The 19,138-nt window shown below is 61.3% G+C and carries 16 protein-coding genes; 9 read left to right on the top strand and 7 right to left on the bottom strand.

The window, feature by feature from the left end; genetic code table 11:
* Positions 1–3: 3 nt before the first annotated feature.
* From ASU33_RS14535 to ASU33_RS21040, 3 genes are all read left to right on the top strand, one after another.
* Positions 4–927 carry a DUF5777 family beta-barrel protein gene (locus ASU33_RS14535; protein ID WP_059071591.1) on the top strand — a complete coding sequence of 308 codons (924 nt, stop codon included), beginning with the start codon at positions 4–6 and terminating at the stop codon, positions 925–927.
* 56 nt (positions 928–983) lie between these two features.
* Positions 984–1,418 carry a CHRD domain-containing protein gene (locus tag ASU33_RS14540; RefSeq protein WP_059071592.1) on the top strand — a complete coding sequence of 145 codons (435 nt, stop codon included), beginning with the start codon at positions 984–986 and terminating at the stop codon, positions 1,416–1,418.
* A 409-nt stretch (positions 1,419–1,827) separates the two neighbouring features.
* Complete coding sequence (locus tag ASU33_RS21040) at positions 1,828–2,202, top strand: dodecin family protein (protein ID WP_078063161.1); 375 nt, start codon at positions 1,828–1,830, stop codon at positions 2,200–2,202.
* Positions 2,203–2,287: 85 nt separating this feature from the next.
* On the opposite strand, the gene ASU33_RS14550 is transcribed toward ASU33_RS21040, so the two are convergent.
* Complete coding sequence (locus ASU33_RS14550) at positions 2,288–3,406, bottom strand: energy transducer TonB (protein WP_059071593.1); 1,119 nt, start codon at positions 3,404–3,406, stop codon at positions 2,288–2,290.
* Entirely contained in the window at positions 3,393–3,986 is a 594-nt protein-coding gene (locus ASU33_RS14555; RefSeq protein WP_059071594.1) for an RNA polymerase sigma factor, read from the bottom strand. Before ASU33_RS14555 ends, ASU33_RS14550 begins: the two co-directional genes overlap by 14 nt.
* 132 nt (positions 3,987–4,118) lie before the next feature.
* Between ASU33_RS14555 and ASU33_RS14560 the strand changes: the two genes are divergently transcribed.
* Together ASU33_RS14560 and ASU33_RS14565 are read left to right on the top strand one after the other, a co-directional pair.
* Positions 4,119–6,059: a YfbK domain-containing protein gene (locus ASU33_RS14560; RefSeq protein WP_078063162.1), complete on the top strand. Its 1,941-nt coding sequence runs from the start codon at positions 4,119–4,121 to the stop codon at positions 6,057–6,059.
* A gap of 18 nt (positions 6,060–6,077) precedes the next feature.
* Positions 6,078–6,848 carry a carboxypeptidase-like regulatory domain-containing protein gene (locus ASU33_RS14565; RefSeq protein WP_078063163.1) on the top strand — a complete coding sequence of 257 codons (771 nt, stop codon included), beginning with the start codon at positions 6,078–6,080 and terminating at the stop codon, positions 6,846–6,848.
* A gap of 166 nt (positions 6,849–7,014) precedes the next feature.
* Here ASU33_RS14565 and ASU33_RS14570 read toward each other — a convergent pair whose 3' ends face one another.
* Positions 7,015–8,223, bottom strand: coding sequence for a tetratricopeptide repeat protein (locus tag ASU33_RS14570; RefSeq protein WP_059071596.1), 1,209 nt, complete (start codon positions 8,221–8,223; stop codon positions 7,015–7,017).
* Between the two features lie 119 nt (positions 8,224–8,342).
* On the opposite strand from ASU33_RS14570, the gene ASU33_RS14575 reads away from it, so the two are divergent.
* Positions 8,343–9,743 (top strand): lysophospholipid acyltransferase family protein, encoded by a 1,401-nt coding sequence (locus tag ASU33_RS14575; RefSeq protein WP_059071597.1) that lies wholly within the window; start codon positions 8,343–8,345, stop codon positions 9,741–9,743.
* 10 nt (positions 9,744–9,753) lie between these two features.
* Here ASU33_RS14575 and ASU33_RS14580 read toward each other — a convergent pair whose 3' ends face one another.
* The 4 genes from ASU33_RS14580 to ASU33_RS14595 all read right to left on the bottom strand — a co-directional run bounded on the left by ASU33_RS14580 (position 9,754) and on the right by ASU33_RS14595 (position 14,637).
* Positions 9,754–10,431, bottom strand: coding sequence for a hypothetical protein (locus ASU33_RS14580; RefSeq protein WP_059071598.1), 678 nt, complete (start codon positions 10,429–10,431; stop codon positions 9,754–9,756).
* Entirely contained in the window at positions 10,431–11,282 is an 852-nt protein-coding gene (locus tag ASU33_RS14585; protein WP_059071599.1) for a metallophosphoesterase family protein, read from the bottom strand. The genes ASU33_RS14580 and ASU33_RS14585 overlap by 1 nt, the downstream gene beginning before the upstream one ends.
* Positions 11,283–11,470: 188 nt before the next feature.
* Entirely contained in the window at positions 11,471–13,132 is a 1,662-nt protein-coding gene (locus ASU33_RS14590; RefSeq protein WP_059071600.1) for an NAD(P)/FAD-dependent oxidoreductase, read from the bottom strand.
* Between the two features lie 101 nt (positions 13,133–13,233).
* Positions 13,234–14,637 (bottom strand): sensor histidine kinase, encoded by a 1,404-nt coding sequence (locus tag ASU33_RS14595; protein ID WP_059071601.1) that lies wholly within the window; start codon positions 14,635–14,637, stop codon positions 13,234–13,236.
* Positions 14,638–14,917: 280 nt separating this feature from the next.
* Between ASU33_RS14595 and radA the strand changes: the two genes are divergently transcribed.
* The 3 genes from radA (at position 14,918) to ASU33_RS14610 (ending at position 19,138) form a co-directional block, all read left to right on the top strand.
* On the top strand, positions 14,918–16,303 hold the full coding sequence (gene radA / locus ASU33_RS14600) for a DNA repair protein RadA (RefSeq protein WP_059071602.1): 1,386 nt from the start codon (positions 14,918–14,920) through the stop codon (positions 16,301–16,303).
* Positions 16,304–16,508: 205 nt separating this feature from the next.
* Complete coding sequence (locus ASU33_RS14605) at positions 16,509–17,975, top strand: TlpA family protein disulfide reductase (RefSeq protein ID WP_078063165.1); 1,467 nt, start codon at positions 16,509–16,511, stop codon at positions 17,973–17,975.
* Positions 17,976–18,115: 140 nt separating this feature from the next.
* A complete protein-coding gene (locus tag ASU33_RS14610; protein ID WP_059071604.1) occupies positions 18,116–19,138 on the top strand; it encodes an SPASM domain-containing protein in 1,023 nt (340 codons plus the stop codon).

The following is a 19,138-nucleotide window of genomic DNA, read 5'->3' on the forward strand; positions in this document are numbered from 1 at the left end:
CCTATGCATTTAACCGCTACCCGCCTAGGTCGCCGGTTGGCCGCTACACTGTTGGTGGGGGCCGCTGCCTCTACCGCCGCCCTGGCCCAAGACGACGACTTGCTGAACCAGCTGGAGCAAACGCCCCAAACCGCCACGCCCGAGTTGGTGGAAGCCACTTTCAAGGGGTTGCGCCTGATCAACGGCCACACCGTGCAAACGCCTGGCCAGGGCACGCTGGCCTTTCTGATCAGCCACCGCTTTGGCGCCCTCAACAGCGGCGCCTACAACTTCTTCGGCCTCGACCAAGCTACGCTGCGCCTGGGTTTTGAATATGGCCTGACGGACCGCCTCACGGTGGGCATCGGCCGCAACTCCATGGAAAAGGCGTTCGATGGCTTCCTAAAATACAAGGCGTTGCGCCAGAGCACCGGCCCGCGCGCTGTGCCCGTAACGGTGACGCTGCTGGCTACCTCGGCCCTGAACACGCTGCGCATCACCGACAACGTGGAGCGCACCTTCGGGCGGCGCCTTACCTACACCTACCAAGCGTTGGTAGCGCGCAAGTTCAGCCCCGATCTGTCTATTCAGGTGATGCCTACGCTGGTGCACCGCAACCTGGTGTCGCGCGCTACCGAACCCAACGACGTGTACGCCCTAGGTGTGGGCGGCCGCCAGAAGCTTACGAAGCGCACCTCGCTCAACCTCGAGTACTACTACCTCGTGCCCGCAACCAAGCCTTCCGATCTGCGCAATTCGCTGGCTGTGGGCTTCGATATCGAAACGGGCGGGCACGTGTTTCAGCTGCACCTCACCAACTCGCAAGGCATGATTGAGAAGCAGTTCATCACCGAAACGCGCGGCAATTTCTTCAAAGGCGACCTGTTTTTCGGCTTCAACATGGCCCGCAACTTCACGGTGCGCGCTAAGGAGGGCTTCCGCAAGTAAGCTCCTCCGCCCCAATCTGTTCCCTCTTTTTTCCTCTCTTCTTCACACCTCTTTACATGAAGCGTTTTTCTACCATGCTGCTGCTGGCCGGCCTCATTGCTACCACCGCCTGCAACAACGACGACAAAGACAACACCCCTACCGTGATGCAGGCCTCGGCCACCTTGAACGGCAGCCAGGAGGTACCGGCCAATAGCTCGGCAGCTACGGGCACCATGACGGGCACTTACGACAAGGGCACCCGCACGCTCACCTACACCGTTACTTACCAAGGCTTTACGCCGGCGGCTGGCCACATTCACCAGGCTGCTCCGGGCCAGAACGGGGGCGTAATTGTACCATTCTCGAGCGTGGCTAGCTCGCCCATCAAGGGCTCGGCTACCCTCACGGAAGCCGATGCCGCTAGCCTGATGGCCGGCAATACCTACGTAAACCTGCACTCCAGTACGTACCCCAACGGCGAAATCCGCGGCAACATCACGCTGAAGTAAACCGCGGCTAATACCCAAAAATCGGTTGTACCGCCCCACTTGTCGACAGCTGCCCGTGCGGCGGTGGCGGCAGGTGGGGCTTGTGTTTTTAGGGCCGCCGATAGCAGACAAGCTGCTTCTTATCGCGCACTTGAAAAGTATTTGAAACGAACTATATAGTTTATCTATAAACACTATAAGTGCTTCTGCATAAATACATTGCATATTGTAAACAAGTTTACAGTAAGCTCAACAATTAGCTCGGCTGTATATAGTTGTAAACGGGTTTACTACCGGTGATTTTGCTTGCTTCGGGGCGGGGCCTGCGCCCGAGGTAGCAGCTTTTTGAGTGGTGGCTGCGTAGTACCCAATGCCTTGCCTGGTCGGCCGGCCGGGCGACGCTTGCTGTTCACCTAACACCCCATCGGCTATGAGCACCATCAAAAAAGTCATCGAAGTGCTGGCGTCTTCGGATAAGAGCTTCGAGGATGCCCTGCAGCGCGCCCTAACCGAGGCCAGCACCACGGTTAAGGGCATCAAATCGATCTACATTAAAGACCAGAGCTGCAAAGTACAGGACAACAAGATTGTAGAGTACCGCATCACGGCCAAAATCTCGTTTGAGGTGATGCACCGCTGGCAGCCCAACCAACACGGCTCGGCGGCCGCTACCGAAACCATCGACGGAGGCGGCGTACCCGATTATTCCGGCGTCGACATTAACGCCGAGCCGCAGCTGCCCCGCCCTGTGGTACCGGGTGGCAGCGCCACCGCCCCCGAAAGCGGCGGCGGTTACAGCGGCTAAAACGCTTTATTGTAAAAGGCCCGTGGGCCCTAGGTGCAGCCATGCACCTAGGGCCCACGGGCCTTTTTTCATATGTAGGCCGCAGCTACTCGCGGAAGGGCACCTCCAAGAACACCGGCATGGTGGTGCGGCGGCCGTTTACGATGCCGGGGTGCCAGCCAGGGCCTTCGCACACCAACCGAATGGCTTCGGCATCGGCTTCAGGGCTCAGCCCTTTCACCACCTGAATATTCTGCAGCGAGCCATCGGCCTCCACAATGAATTTCAATTTCACGCTGCCGCGCACCTTGGGGGCTTCGGGGGGTAGTTGTTGCTCTTGCCGCAGGTAGCGCGTAAGGGCCGGGTAGCCTCCGGTGGGCAGCGGCGCTATGGGCGGCACGGCGGGCATGGCGGCTTTGCGGCGGGCGGCACCCTCGTAAGCTACCGCTGCTTTGCTTTGTTCGGTCAGCATCATCTTGCTGTCGGGGGCAGCGGCGGCCCGGCTGCGCAAAGCAAAAGCGGCAGCGCCCGAATCGGGTGTTGCGGCGGGTGGTGCAGCGGCAATGGTGGGGGCGTCGGCCTGCGGCTCGGTGGCGGCCACCGCGGCTGGGGGCGGAGTGGCTACATCAAGCTGCGGCGGCGGGGTAGCACCTAGGCGCGTAGCGCGGCGCGGTTTGGCAGGCGCAACAACAGCGTAGACCGGCTCGGAGCGCTTGGGAGCCACTGGCTTGGTGCTAGCCGCAGCGGTGGCCTCGGCCGGACCGGGTGCGACTGGCGTAGCGGTCGACGTTTCAGCTTCCGAAGCAGGTGCGGGTGGCGCTACGGCTATGCTTTCCGTGGCGGGTTGCTTGGTTTGTTTACTGGCTACTGGCGGCTGCTGCAGGTTGGGCCACTGCCACACCCCTAGGGCCACGAGCAGCACCAATACGGCCGCGGCTACGCCCATCCACCAAGCGCCAGTGCGCTGCGGCTCGGCGGCTTCGGTTACGCGGGTGTGCAGGCGCTGTTGCAAATCGGCCAGGGCAGCGGGGGCTATGGCTTGGGGCGCAGCGCCTAGGTAGCCCTCGAGGGCATCGGCGCACAGGGGGCAGTCCAGGGTATGGTGCTCTACCTGCCGGCGCTCGGCAGCCGCGAGGGTGCCGGCCGCATACTGGCGCAGCACCGCAGCCGGCACGTGTGCGGCGGCCGCGGCGGGGGCGTTCGGATGCTGGTTAGCGGGCGACATGGCTGGCGAGGTAGAGTTTGAGGTTGCGCTTGCCGTTTTGCAGGTGGCTTTTTACTTGCTTGAGGTCGTAGCCGGTGAGGTCGGCTATTTCCTGATACGATTGCTGCTGGCGGTAAAACAAATCGAGGCAGCGTTGCTGCTCCGGAGGCAGCCGCGCCATGGCCACCTCGAGCTGCTGCAGGTGCTCTTCGGTCGGAAAATCATCGTCGGCATCAAGCAGATGCGCCACGCCGTCGGATTCCACACCGGGCAACGAAATTTCTACGGCTTCGGGCGAGGCTTTGCGCCGGCGCAGCTCCATGAGGCAGTGGTTGCGGGCGGTGGTGTGCAGCCAGCTGCTGAGGTTTTGCACCTCGTGCCGGCGCAGGTCCGTCACCAGCTTCTCGAAGATCTGCATCACGGCATCCTTGGCGTCGGCCTCGTCGTGGAGGTAGCGCAGGCACACGCCGTACACCAGGTGCAGGTAGGGCTCGTAGAGGCGCCCTAGGTCTTGCACATCGCCGTGGGTGCGGTAATGCGCCAGCAGCTCCGCCTCGGTGGGCGGCTGCTCCTGGGGCTTGGTGCGGCGAAACAAAAACATGCGGCAAGGGTGAGCGGGCGGTTGCTAAAGGTAGTGGCTTTGGGCGGCGGCAAAAAAAGTTGCGGGCGTCGTGTGGAATTTCTGGCGAGGCTACATCAACCCAACAAACGCCACCGCTAACCACTCACCGCCATGCGCACCGTTCTATTCTGCGGCCTCCTAGGTGCCGCCCTATACCTAAGCGCTGCCACCCCGGCCGCGGCCCAGGTAAAACCCCAAGCCGAGCCCATCAGCCCCGCTTCCGATTCGCTTGCCATCAGAGGGCTCGTAACCGACGTTAGCACGGGTGTGGGCATACCGGGAGTTGCCGTGCTCCTGAAGGGCACTACCACCGGCGTCAGTACCGATGCCAAGGGAGGCTTTCGGCTTGTACTGCCCTCGACCAAGGGCAAATACCTACTGCAGATCAGCAGCGTAGGCTATGTTACCAGAGAAATGCCCGTACGGCCGGGGCAAACGGTATTTGTGGGCCTTTCGGCCGACACCAAAGCGTTGAACGAAGTGGTAGTAACGGGCGCCCCTTCGGGGCGAGTTGCCGGAGTTCAGATACGGGGAGCTGTCGGCAAAGCCAGGCGTTCACATGCCTCAGCTCCTAGCTACTACCCGTACGACCAAGCCCGACGCCCGCGCGAAAACCGCGAATCGTACGAGCATACTACCGAAAACGGCTTTCAGCAAGTACGCAAAGCGCCGCTGAGCACGTTCAGTATTGATGTGGATGCGGCCTCGTACAGCAACGTGCGCCGCTTTTTGCTGCAAGATGGCCAGCTGCCCCCGCCCGATGCCGTGCGCACCGAGGAACTGGTAAACTACTTCCGTTACAACTACCCGCAGCCTACCGATGCCAGTGCCCCTTGTGCCCTAACCCTGGAGCAAGCCCGCTGCCCGTGGGCCCCGCAACACCAGCTGGTACTAGTGGGCATGCAGGCGCGCACCGTGCCCACCGACAAGCTGCCGCCCGCCAACTTAGTGTTTCTGATTGATGTGTCGGGCTCGATGTCGTCGGCCGATAAGCTGCCGCTCGTGAAGGCCTCACTGAAGCAGCTGGTACGCGAGCTGCGGCCGCAAGATAAAGTATCGATGGTGGTGTATGCTGGCGCCGCAGGTTTGGTGCTGCCGCCCACGCCCGGCACCAAACGGGCTGATATTCTGGCAGCGCTGGATAACCTCGAAGCAGGCGGCTCCACGGCCGGCGGCGAAGGATTGCGCCTGGCCTACGCCACGGCCCGGCAGCACTACCTGAAAGAAGGCAACAACCGGGTGATTTTGGCCACCGACGGCGACTTCAACGTGGGCGAATCGTCGGACGATGCGATGGAGCACCTCATAAAGCAGGAGCGCGAATCGGGCGTGTTCTTGTCGGTGCTGGGCTTTGGCACCGGCAACTTGCAGGACAGCAAAATGGAGCGGCTGGCCGACAAAGGCAACGGCAACTACGCCTACATCGATAACCTCGCCGAGGGCCGCCGCGTGCTAGTGCAGCAGTTTGGCGGCACCCTATTTACGCTGGCCAAAGACGTGAAGCTGCAGGTCGAGTTCAACCCTGCCCGGGTGCAGGCCTACCGCCTCATCGGCTACGAAAACCGCCTGCTAGCCGACGAGGACTTCAACAACGACAAAAAGGACGCCGGCGAACTGGGTGCTGGCCAACAGGTAACGGCCTTGTACGAGGTAGTACCCGTAGGCGCGCCGCCCGTGGTAGATGGCCTGAAGTACCAGCCCGTAGCCCAAGCCCCCACCGGCGCGGCCACCGCCGAGCTGCTCACCGTGAAGATGCGCTACAAAGAGCCCCAGAGCCAACAGAGCCGCTTGGTAAGCCAGGCCCTAGGTGCAGCCGATGCCAAGAGCATAACCGACGGCTCCGAAAACCTGCGCTGGGCGGCAGCCGTGGCCCAAATGAGCCTGCTGCTGCGCCAAAGCGAGCGGCGCGGCAACGCCACCTGGGACAACACCCTGCAGCTGGCCCGCCCGGCCCGCGGCCGCGACGATGATGGCTACCGTGCCGAGTGCATCCGGATGATGGAAGCCGCCGCTGGCCTTGCGCCCACCAAAGAAGTGTACGGCAGCCGCTAACCGCTCACGCCTGACTTTATGCATCGTGAAACTATACAAGTGGAGGTGCCGCGCCCGTGTGCCGAGGCGTGGGAGGCCATGACGCCAACCGCGCACGGGCGCCATTGCGCTGCTTGCCAACACACCGTTACCGATTTCACCCACAAAACCGACGCCGAAGTGCTGGCCCTGCTGCGCCAGGCTGCCGGCCGGCGCGTGTGCGGCCGCTTTCGGGCCGATCAGCTGCAGCGGCCGTTGCTAGTACCCCAGTCGGCTTCGCGCTGGCAAACGCGGCTGCTGGCAGCTAGCACACTATTGGGTTTGCGCACCCTAGGTGCTGAGGCTACCCAGGCGCAAGCCGTACAAGTGCAGCACCCGGGCCCGCCCGCACCCGTTGCGCCAGCATCAATTAACCCTGATAAGGTATCGGGAGAAGCATCCATTTCACCCATAAGGTACCTCCAAATCAGCGGGCGTGTGCTCGATGCTGTCACTGGTGAACCTCTTCCAGGCGCTACGGTGTTGGTAAAAGACACAAGGGTTGGCGCTGCAACTGGTGCGGATGGAAGTTTTGAGTTTAATGCGCCAAGTGGTAAAGGAATGTTGCTGATCAGCAGCGTAGGGTTCAAACCTCGGGTGTTGGCTATTTCAGCAATAACCTCTCCCATTCAAATAGCATTGCAACAAGATGATACACGACTGCTAGGCGAAGTAATCATCATCCCAGTACCAAGGCCTTGGTACTCGCCGCGGACGTGGTGGTATACGTTACGCTCGGTACCGCACCGGGTGGCTAACATTTGGCGCTAGGAGGCTAAACCTTGCCCGCATTGAATAATCAAATGAATGCGCAACTTCGCGCCGCGTAAAGAATTGCTAACACACCTCCAACCATTCACTCACCTATGCAAACGGCCCGCCATTGGCGGGCCGCTTCTTTTTGGCTGATTTGCTGAGCAAAGGCAAGTGGTAAGCGCTACCGGCGGGGCTTGCTCTCGGCCAAACCGCGCCGGATGGTATCGAACAACGGATTATCGGGCTTGGCTACTTTACGCAGTTGCGCATCGGCTTGCTGAAAGTGCGGGTACGCGGCGGCCGTACGGCCCAGCTGCATGTTCAGGATGGCTACGTAAAAGTGCAGCATGCCCTGCGCCGTGGGGGTCTGCGGGGCGGTGGGCAATTGCTCCCGAAAAAACATTTCCATGGCCGGAAACTGGTCGTTGGCCTGGTAAATGTCCATCAGGTCGGCGTACATGCCGTCGTTTTCGGGGTCGAGCTGAAACAGCTTCAGGGTTAGCTCTTTGGCATTGCTGGCTTTGCGGGCCACGGCGGCAGCTACTTGCTCGCGCAGGGCTGCGTAGGCACCGGCAGGTTGGCTACCGTCAGCGTTGCGGGTGCCGAGCAGGTTTAGGGCCGGGCCACCTTGCAGGTGCTTTTCGAGGGCCTCCACCATGCCTTGTGCCTCGCCTTTGTAGGGCTGAAACGCGTAGAGCGCGGCGGCTTGCTTGGCGTGCGGCAAGGCCTCGGCGGGCCGCTCGAGGGCTGCGTAGGCGTAGGCGAGGTTGTAGTGCGCGTTAGGGTATTCCGCGTTTAGGGCTACGGAGCGCTCCAGTTCGGGCACGGCGGCGGCCAGTTGCTGCTTGCGCATCAGCATAAAGCCCATAGCAAATCGCGACTCGTAATCCTCTTGGTTGTGGCTGTGGGCTTCGGCATAATATTGTTGCGCTTTTTGCAGCAATTCTTCGTCGCTGAAGCGCTGTTTGCCGCAGCCGCACTGCTGCAGGGTATAGTAGTAGTGGCCGAGCCCTAGGTCGAGGCGGTAATCGGTGGGGCGACGGCGCTTGAGGGCCGTAAGCACCTCGGCTACCGGTAGTTGGTAGCTGCTGTACTTGCCCGGCTTGCCGCGCAGCTGCGCTACCTGCTCGTTGGCTTTCAGGTCGCGCAGCCCAAAAACCTCCAAGTTCACGCTGAGCAGGTAGTAGTTCAGGGCTATGTCCTCCTTCTTCAGCACCACGGCCACGCGGGTATTTTTGGGGTCGAACTCCTCGAGGGCGCGGTAGGCCGATTCGTATTTCTTTTGCCCGATAAGCTGCTCGGCTTTGGCCAGCACGGCGGCCTCGGTTTGGGCCCGGAGCGAGCCGGCACCTAGCAAAACCAGGGCGGCCGCCAATAAAAACACGCGCATAAACAACGATTACAGCCCCGGTTGCTGCCGGAAGCCAAATGGATTCATTAAATATGACTGATTTTGGCCAGTATGGGCAATTGTGCCCCCGCTCGCCACCGGCCGCCCTCCTACCGAGTATGCTCTTCTACGCTCTGATGAAGCCGCCCGTGCAGCTCGCGCTGCGCGTGTTTTTTCGCCGCCTCGAAATTCGCAACGCCGAGCGCTTGCAGGAGCCCGGGCCGTTGCTCATCGCCGCCAACCACCCCAACACCCTGATGGACCCCTTGGTGGTGGCCGCCAACTGCCGGCAGCAAATTCACTTTCTGGCCAAGAGCACGTTTTTTCAGAACCCGGTGTCGCGGTGGTTTTTTGAGCGCTCCAACTGCATACCCGTGTACCGCCGGCAAGATGTGGAAACCGGCGACGCCAACGTTACGCCCGAGCAGCTGGCCGCCCTCAACGAAAAAGCCTTTGGCCGCAGCTACGACCACCTAGGGCGCGGCGGCACGCTCATGATTTTTCCGGAGGGCACCAGCATAGCCGAGCGCCGACTGCGCCCGCTCAAAACCGGCGCGGCCCGCATTGCCCTAGGTGCCGAGGCACGCCACGATTTTAAGCTAGGGCTGCGCATCCTGCCCATCGGCATCAATTACTCCGAATCGAGCCGTTTCCGCTCCGATGTGCTCGTGAACCCGGCCGCGCCCATTGTGGTAGCCGACTACGCCGCGCAATACTACCTTGACCCCGAAGCCGCCGCCGATGCCCTTACCGATGAGTTGCGCCAGCGCCTTGAGCAGCACCTGATTGTAACCCGCGACGATGCCGAAGACGCGCTGGTGCGCCAGGTAGAGGAAACCTTTGGCCAGTACCTAGTGCCCGCGCACGACGAAGGCAGCCCCTACGAAGAATACCAGCTTACGCGCACCCTGCTGCAGGCGGTAGCGTGGTTCGAGCGCCACTCGCCCGACCACCTGCAGGAGCTGCACCGCCGCGTAACGCACTATACCGAGGAGCTGCGGCGGCTGCGCATCAGCGACGAAGCGATGCAGCGCAGCGGCGCCGGGCGCGGCCGCCTCGAGCGCGGCGTGCTTACCACGCTTAAAGTGGTGCTAGGCTTCCCGGTGTATGCTTACGGTGCGCTCAACAACTACCTGCCCTACATTATTCCCTCGATGGTGGCGCGCCGCGCCACCAAGGATGTAGAGTTTATTGCGCCCATTATGCTGGTTACGGGCATGCTCACCTTCGGTATAATGTACCCGCTACAAACGTGGCTGGTGCACCGCCTTACCGACAACAACTGGCTGACGGCACTGTACGCGCTCAGCTTGCCCATTACGGGCTTTTACGCTTTGCACTACTGGAACCGCCTAACCGTGCGCCTGCAGCGGTTGCGGTTGCTGCGCCTGTTCCGGGAGCAGCGGCCAGTGGCCGAAGGCATCCTGCGCCAGCGCACTACCATTATGCGCCTGCTGGCCAACGCCCGCGACGCCTACGTAGCCGCCCAGCGCCAAGGCACCGCCGAGAACCCGGCGTAACGACTGGTTGCTACAAGTCCAGCTTTACTCCAAAACCTAGGGTGAGAATGTCGTGCAGGGGCAGGCCGCCTAGGTTGGTCATGGCGCTGGTGAGGTACAGGTCGTTGGTGCCCAGCTCGTAGTACGCGGCTACGGTGCGCGGTTGGCCCAAGCGGTTGGTGCCGATTACGCGGGCCACGCGGCCACCCACAAAGCCGCCAATGCGCGTGTGCGACGACCACCAGTAGTAACCCTTGTAGTACTTCTCGTCGCGCGAGGAATTGATGCCTTTGCTGGCGGTGTAGCTCACGAACATGCCCACCGACAGCGGCCGCACCTGCCACTTGGTTGCGCCTAGGTCGAGGGTGAAGGGCGAGTACGTGGCTTTGCCGGTGAATACGCCCATGGGCGTGATGCTGTACTTTTTGGGCACATAGCCACCTAGCAAGTCCACATCGAGCTTGCCGCGCAGGGTGGTGTAGCCTACGCCGGCTGCTACCATGCCTTGCCCCCCGGCGGCTTGCACCAGTACGTGGTGCGGGCGGTACCAGGGTTGGGCAATCAGGCCCAGCGGTGTGGCGGGCTCATCGGTAGTGGCCGCAGCGGGGGCTACGGAGGTAGTATCGGGAACGGCGGCGCCTAGGTGAGCGGCGGGCGCGGGGGCTGGCAGCAGCAGGGCCAGCAGCGGAAGCAGAAACAGGCGACGCATCAGAACTGTACCGTTTCAAGCTTGAATTCCTTTTCGCCCCACACCGTGAGCACCACGTACTGGCGCTTCTCGAAGCTGTACGAGTTGATGAACGTCACCTCGTTATCGTAGGGCTTGCCAATGCTGAAATCGTGGTTGTGCCCGTTCAGTTCGAACGCCAGGCGGGGCGCGTCGCCTAGGGTTTGCACGTACGGCCCCACCACTTTGGGGTCGAAGTCTTCGCTCATGGGTGCCACGTGGCTCATCACCACCTGGCGCTTTACCTCAGGCGCGGGTTCGCGCAACTCGCGCTGCACCCAGCCTACATCCGGAATGCGGCCGTTGAAGCCGTACTCGCGTCCGTTGGTATCCACCATCACGAACTTGGTACCGGCGTAGGTAAAGGTGTAGTTGAGCGGGCCGTACACCTCCTGGTAGGCTTTGCGGCCGTTGGCTACCAAATCGTGGTTGCCAATCACCGTGAGGTAAGGCATGCGCAGTTGCTGGAGTTTATCGTGCACCCAGCGCAGCTCGCGCACCAGCCCAAAGTCCGATACGTCGCCGGCTAGCACTACAAAAGCAATGTTGCGCTGCTGGTTTACGCTCTTTACAAAGTCTTCGGCCTCGGAGTAGAAGCGCTGGGAATCGCCCGTGAACACAAAGCGCACCGTATCGCCGCCCGTGGGGTTGGGCTGCGCCTGCAGGCGCTCCAGGTTTTTCTGCGTGAGGTTGCGGTAGGCTTCGGGGGTGCGGGTTTCGTTGGGACTGAACTCGATTAGGTCGCAGCTCGCCAGGAGGCACACTACGGCACCGGCCATCAGGCTGCGGTGGAATAGTGAGATGGTATGGAAAAAGGAGAAGAGTTGTTTCATGTGATCTGCACCGAGCCCACATATGCGGCATGGGGCGTAGTGTGCAGTGTTCTATACCACCGAATACCTAGTTTTGTTAATATATTTTTTCAATTAAACAATATTTAATACCTAATTACATTTATACAACGCGTAACAAGCTCATCAACAGCCACTAAATTTATTTGAATAGCGCTCTAATGTTGAGCTTATTCGTCGAGATACTGGTGCACAAACTTGATGGCCATGGCGCCCTCGCCCACGGCCGAGGCCACGCGGGCCATGGCCCCGGCGCGGCTGTCGCCGGCGGCGAAAATGCCCGGCACTGAGGTTTCGAGGGCGTAGGGTTCGCGGCGCTTTTTCCAGATGGGGGCAAACCGGGCGTCGGCTAATAAATCGCGGCCGGTAATTACAAAGCCTTTGCCGTCGCAGAGCAGGGCATTGCACAGCCACTCGGTGCTGGGTTTGGCCCCTATGAACACAAACACGGCCCGGGCGGGGCACTCCTGCTCGGCGCCGGTTTGATTGTGGTGTAGCACCACGGTTTCGAGGCTATCCTGCCCGCGCACCTCTTTTATCTCGGTGTAGGGCAGCAGCTCGATGTTGGGCGTGCGCCCGATCTGCTCGATGAGGTAGGCCGACATGGACGCCGCCAACGACGCTCCGCGAATCACGATGTACACCTTGCGCGCAAAGGCGGCCAGGTACATAGCCGCTTGGCCCGCCGAGTTGCCACCGCCCACCACGTACACATCTTGCTGGCTGCAGGAGCGCGCCTCGGTGCGCGCCGCGCCGTAGTACACGCCCGCGCCGGTAAGCCGCTCCATGCCGGGCACCGCCAGCTGCCGGTAGCTTACGCCGGTGGTTAGCACCACGGCGCGGGTACGCACCTCGCTGCCATCGGCCAGGGTAAGCACCTTGTATTCATCCTGCACGCACAGCTGCGTTACTTCCTGCGGCGACAAAAACTCGGCCCCCAGGCGCACGGCTTGCGCCCACGCCCGGTGCGCCAGCTCGGCTCCGCTCAGGCCCGTCGGGAAGCCTAGGTAGTTTTCGATGCGCGACGAGGTACCAGCTTGCCCGCCGGGGGTTTGGCGCTCAATCAGCAAGGTTTTCAGGCCCTCGGAGGCGCCGTACACTGCGGCACCTAGGCCCGAAGGTCCGGCGCCCACCACCACTACGTCGTAGAGCGGCTGCGAGGCCTTGAGGGCCAAGCCCAGCTTTTCGGCAATGGTGGTGCGGGTAGGCTGCGCCAAGGCGGTGCCGTCTTCGAACACGGTTACGGGCAAGTCGCTCGGGGTGAGGCCCAGCGAGCTGAGCAGCACGGCCGCTTCGGGGTTAGTTTCGAAATCGAGCCACTGAAACGCCACCATGTACGCTGCCAGAAAGTCCTTCAGCTCGTGCGACTGCGGCGACCATTGAAAGCCCAGCAGCCGCACGCCCTGAAAACGAGGCTGGTACTGCGCCTGCCAAGTAGCTAGCAAATCGTGCAGCGTGGGGTACAGCAGGTGCTGGGGCGGGTCCCAGGGCTTCATGAGGTAGTAATCGAGGTGCGCCTCGTTGATGGCCCGGATAGCAGCCTCGGTATCGGCGTAGGCCGTGAGCAGCACGCGCTTAGCCTCCGGAAAAAGGGTGCGCGCCTGCTCGAGCAGCTGCACACCTTCCATGTCGGGCATGCGCTGATCGGAGAGTACTAGCGCCAGCGGCTCGGCGCGGGCTTTCAGCTGGCGAATGGCCTCGAGCCCCTCGGCCCCCGAGCCAGCGCGCAGAATGCGGTAATCCTGGCGGAACTCCTGGCGCAAGTCGCGGTCGATGGCGGCAAGCACCTGCGGGTCGTCGTCGACCACGAGCAAAGCGGGCTTTTTGGGCATAGTGGGATAATCAGGTAACAAGTGACACGCGATGAGCAACAGGCAACACGTACGTAGGTGGCTTTTTCAGCCTAAGGCATGTTGCGGGTTACCAATCATTTTTAATCGGCCAGCGGCAGCCACACGCAAAACTCGGTGCGGCCGGGCTCGGAGTTGGCTTGCAAGCGCCCGCCGTGGCTGAGCACGATGCGCCGGGCAATATCTAGCCCTAGGCCGGTGCCCTCGCCTACGGGCTTGGTGGTGTAGAAGGGTTCGAAGATGTGCGGCAGCACCTCCGGCGTAATGCCCGAGCCGCTGTCGATTACGCACACGCAAATAAACTCTCCCTCGCGGCGGGTCCGCAGCGTAAGCGTGCCCTCCTCGGGCAAGGCATCAATGGCGTTGTCGATGAGGTTGGTCCAAACTTGGTTGAGCGCCCCCGGCGAACCGTTTACCAGCACCAGGCCCGAGGCGTACTCGCGCACCACCTGAATGCGGCGCCGGCGCAGCGGGTAGCTGAGCAGGGCCAGGGTGCTATCGAGGCCGCCGTGCACATCGGTGGGCACCATGCCGGCGCCGCGGTCCATGTGCGAGTAGTCCTTTACGTTGCGCACCAGTTCCGAAATACGCCGGGCTGCCTCCTGCACATCGCGCACCAGCTGGCGGCTGGCTAGCTGGCCCTCCAGCCACTTTATTGCGGGCTGCCGTGCGTGCCTAGGTAGCGCCGACAGCACCGGCTCCAGAGCATCCTCATCGAGGCCGCCGCTGAGCAGACCGGCGGCTAGGTCGTGGGCATCGGTAATGCCTTGCTTGCGCAGCCAAGCCTCCAGCTCCTCCTCGCAATCGGCCTGCTCCAGCACCGAGAGCGAGGTACTAGCCAGCGCCGAGCGACTGGCCAAAGCCAGCAAAGGCGGCAGCTGCTCGGCCGGCACGCCAGCGGCCAGCAGCTCCTGCAGCAGCATGGGCTCGGCGCCGGTGCGGGCTGAGAGGTCGGCGGCGGCCCGGCTGATGGCGGCAGCCGGGTTGTTTAGCTCGTGGGCCAGGCCCGCGGCCAGCTTACCTAGGGCCCGCAGCTTGTCGTCGCGCTCCACGCCGCGGGCTTCTTCGCGCACCCGGTCGCTCATCAGGCCTACCAGGCGCTGCACCAACTCGGGACTTTGGTGCTCCAGCTCCGGAAACTGGCTGCGGTGCAGCATCAGCATGGTAGCATCGGCCGTAACCACGCCCGTGGCGCTGGTTTGGCGCAGCCGCGAATACGGCAGCACGCCCGACACGGCCGGCGCCTCAAAGCGCAGAAAAGGCTCGCGTTGTCCTCCTTGCTCGCGCCACAGCTGCAACGCGCCGCGCAACAACACAAACATATGATCGGCGGCGTCGCCGGGCCTGAACAGCTCGGTACCAGCAGGTAGAAAACGCGCTTCGCTGTGCTCCAGCAACCAAGCCAATACCTCCTCGGGCAAACCCGCCAGCACGGGTATAGTGGCTAGGTCATCGGGCGTAACAAGTGGGGTTGTCGAGGTAGCCATGGCCGCGATGAATGATTGAACAGTAAGCCACACGAACGTAGGCAACCGGCAGCAAACAAGCTAGCCGCCGCATGAGCAACCTGCTCGGGCACCCTAGGTTTGGCCCATGCATCAGTTGCGCAGACGCAGCACCGGGCCGGATGCTTTATGCCATGCCTCAAAAATTTAAGCTGCCGCCGCGCCACCTCGTAAAAAGTAGCGCCACTAGAGCCGAAATAGCGTTTTTTGCCAAACTTTTCCGCCGAGCTGCGCATTAACCTAGAATACCCCTGAGCATTATATGGCCAAACTCAAGACCCTTTATTTCTGTCAGAAATGCGGTGCGCAGTCGGCGAAGTGGATCGGCCGCTGCCCCTCGTGCGGCGAGTGGAACACCTACGTCGAGGAAGTTATTCAGAAAGAAGAAATTACCCCGGCTACCGCCTGGAAAGCCTCTACCTCGGTAGGCGGCACCAGCAAAGCGGCCAAGCCTAAAGCCCTAGGTGAAATCCTGTACGAGGAGGAGTCGCGCCTCGACACCCACGACGGCGAGCTGAACCGCGTATTGGGCGGCGGCCTGGTGCCGGGCTCGTTGGTGCTCATTGGCGGCGAGCCGGGCATCGGCAAAAGCACCTTGATGCTGCAGATTGCCATGCAGCTCCGCGATTTGCGCATTCTGTACGTTTCGGGCGAGGAAAGCGAGCAGCAAATTAAGATGCGCGCCGAGCGCCTAGGTCGGCAGCACCAGGGCCTGTACATCCTCACCGAAACCAACACGCAGAACATCTTTAAGCAGATTGATGCGCTGCAGCCCAACGTGGTGGTGGTCGATTCCATTCAAACCCTGCATTCGCAGCTTGTCGAGTCGGGGGCGGGCTCGGTAAGCCAGGTACGCGAGTGCACCACCGAGCTGCTGAAGTACGCCAAAGACACGGGCGTGCCGGTGCTGCTCATTGGCCACATCACCAAAGACGGCTCTATTGCCGGCCCTAAAATTCTGGAGCACATGGTAGATACCGTGCTGCAGTTTGAGGGCGACCGGCACCTGACCTACCGCATTCTGCGCACCATTAAAAACCGCTTTGGCTCCACGGCCGAGCTGGGCATTTACGAAATGCAGGGTTCGGGCTTGCGGCAGGTATCCAATCCTTCGGAAATTCTGCTGTCGCAGCGGGCCGAAACCCTCAGCGGCATTGCCATTGGCGCCACGCTCGAGGGCAACCGCCCCCTGCTAGTGGAGGTGCAGGCCCTCGTAACGCCCGCCACGTATGGCACGCCCCAGCGCAGCAGCACCGGCTTCGACAGCAAGCGCCTGCAAATGCTGCTGGCCGTGCTGGAGAAGCGCAGCGGCCTGCGCCTAGGTCAGCACGACGTGTTCCTGAACATTGCCGGTGGCCTGCGCCTCGAGGACCCGGCCCTCGATGCAGCCGTGTGCGCCGCCGTAGTGTCGTCGCTGAACGATATTCCGGTGCCCGGCGACGTGTGCTTGGCGGCCGAAGTAGGCCTGAGCGGTGAAATACGCGCGGTGTCGCGCCTCGATCAGCGCCTGTCGGAGGCCGAAAAATTGGGTTTCCGCGAGATGTACATCTCGCAGTTCAACGGCCGTGGCCTCGACCTAGGACGGTTTGGACTAAAAGTTCACCCGGTTGCACGTCTCGATGAAGTTCTCAGCGGACTGTTCGGCTAATCACATAAAAAGGGGATAATCACCTAAAAATGTGAGGCACGATATAGGATTTTATATACCTATTCGCCGTAACTTAGACCCAGCAATTGTCTTTTCCCGTGAATGACTTGAGTCACAACTATTATAAACTCAAGCACAACGGGGCGGCCTCGGTCGCGTATGCTGATTGTTGTTCTTGTGCCACACCCCGATACCTAGCCGCCTGATGTCTTTCGTCTCACGTCTTTCTGCTCTATCCCTGTTTGCACTGGGGTTGTTAGCCGCACCAGCGGCCGCACAGGCGCAGAGCACCGTGGTGCTCACCGGCAAAATCAACGGCAAAACCGCCGATACCGTAGCCGTATCGCTGCGCGAGCACCCCCTCGACCCCAAGGAGCAGCTTACCTACGCCCGCGTGGATAACAAAGGCGAGTTTAGGTTGGCCGTGAAGGTTGACGGCCCCACCAAGGCCGACCTTGTGTACGGCGACGATGTGGCCGGCCTGTGGCTGGAGCCCGGCACCAACATGGAGGTGCGCTTTAAGGGCGAAGACCTGGCCACCACGGTGAAGTTTAAGGGCAAGGGCGCCGAAGCCAACACCTACCTCGCCGATTTCGACGAGCGTTTTGTGGAAAACGACGGCTTTCAGGTGCTGCCCGACAATATTTCGCTTTACGAGGCGCCGTTCTTGTCGTTTCTCGACTACCGCCGCAAGGAGGAAATGAAATTTCTGCAGGACGTGAAGGAAGACCCCAACGTATCACCTGCTTTCCGCGACTATACCAAGGCCGAAATAGAATACAGCTACGCCAACGACCGCCTCACTTTTCAGGACCTGCGCGAGCAGGTAGTGGCCACCGAGGGCCGCCTGAAGATGTCGAGCACGTACTACGATTTCCTGAACGACGCGGCGCTGCTCAACAACCCCACAGCGCACCAAAACGAGAGCTACCAGGAGTTTCTGCTGAACTACGTGCACTACGCTGCTACGGCGGCGGGCCGCAAAAAAGGCGACCCGGAGTTCTACCAAATGTGCTATAACCTGGCCAAGGAAAAGCTGCAGGGCCCCATGAAGCCCATCATTATGGGCCGGGTGCTGCAGGAGTCGTTCCGCTTTGGCCACGTGAAAATGTCGGCGGCTATGCTGGAAGATTTTCGCAGCTCCGTTGATCAGAAAAACAAGCTGTACCCCGTTCTCAAAGCCGATTTCGACAAGCACAAGGACTTTGCTATCGGTTCGCCGGCGCCCAGCTTCAAACTGGTATCGGCTAGCGGCGACTCGTTGTCGTTGCGCGATTTTGCTGGCAAACTGGTGTATGTAAACTTTTGGCGCACCACCAGCGGCTTGTCGCTGCGCGACTTGCCCTACGCGCAGGAGCTGGCCAAGAAGTTTAACGGCCAGAACATTGTGTTTGTAAACATCGCCCTCGATGAAAACGAACCAGCTTGGCGCCAGCTGGTTACAAGCAAAAGGCTTTCGGGTGTGCACCTACGGGCGCCTGGTGGGCAGCGTGGCCCCTTGGCTCGTGCCTACATGCTGCAAGAGGTGCCGGCTTACTTCCTGATTGCTGAAGACGGTACTTTCCTGAACACCAAGCCCAAGCGCCTAAGCAGCCGTGCGGCCGTCGATGAAATAAAGGAATCGTTCGGTAAGGCCTCTACTTACAGCAGCGCCCTGCCTGCAGGCAAGTAACCGCTACCCAGGCAGCTAAGCATACCGGCCCCGCCCCCAAGGCGGGGCCGTTTTGTTTGTGCTTTGGCCACTGCCGGCGTGTCGCGCGGTAACTTATACCAGCTTCCTAGGTTTACCAGCCATTCGCGACCTTTGCAACCATGCGCTCCACCTTCCGCGACGGGCTTAATTTCTTTTCCAAGCTTACGCCCCTGCGCGCCCTCAACGCCGTGCAGGTAACGGGCTCCTACGTGCTCAGCCGCCTCACTCGCAAGTCGCGGGCGTGGGGGCTGCCCATGGCTGTTTCGCTGGAGCCTACCACCTCGTGCAACCTGCGCTGCCCCGAGTGCCCCAGCGGCTTACGCTCCTTTACGCGCCCTACAGGCATGCTCGAGGGCGAGGTATTCTACCGCACTATTGATGAGTTGGCGCCGCGCTTGTGGTACCTCACGTTCTACTTTCAGGGCGAGCCGTACCTGCACCCGCAGTTCCTGGAGATGGTGCAGTACGCCTCGCGCAAAAAGATATACACCGCCACCAGCACCAACGCCCATTACCTAACCGAGGCCAACGCCCGCAAAACCGTGGAAAGCGGCCTCGATCGGCTGATTGTGTCGCTCGATGGCACCACGCAGGAGGTGTACCAGCAGTACCGCGTGGGCGGCCGGCTGGATAAGGTGCTGGAGGGCGTAAAGCGTGTGGTGAAGTACAAGCAGGAGCTGCGTAGCGCCACACCGCGTATCATCTTCCAGTTTTTGGTAGTGCGCCCCAACGAGCACCAGATCGACGAGGCCAAGCAGCTGGCCCGCGACCTAGGCGTAGACGACGTGTGGTTCAAAACCGCCCAGATCTACGACTACCAGCAAGGCTCGCCGCTCATCCCCACCATCGACTACTACTCGCGCTACCAGAACAACCCAGACGGCACCTGGAGCATCAAGAACCGCTTGCTCAACCACTGCTGGAAGATGTGGCACTCCTGCGTGATTACCTGGGACGGGCTGGTAGTGCCCTGCTGCTTCGACAAAGACGCCGAATACCGCCTAGGTGACCTGAAGGGCCAGACCTTCCGGCAGCTGTGGCACGGCCCTAAGTACCAAGGCTTCCGCAAAGCCCTGCTCAAAGGCCGCGACCAAGTGGAGATGTGCCGCAACTGCACCGAGGGCACGCGGGTGTGGGGGTAA

Origin of the sequence: Solirubrum puertoriconensis (assembly GCF_001483135.1) — a bacterium.
Lineage (GTDB): Bacteria > Bacteroidota > Bacteroidia > Cytophagales > Hymenobacteraceae > Solirubrum > Solirubrum puertoriconensis.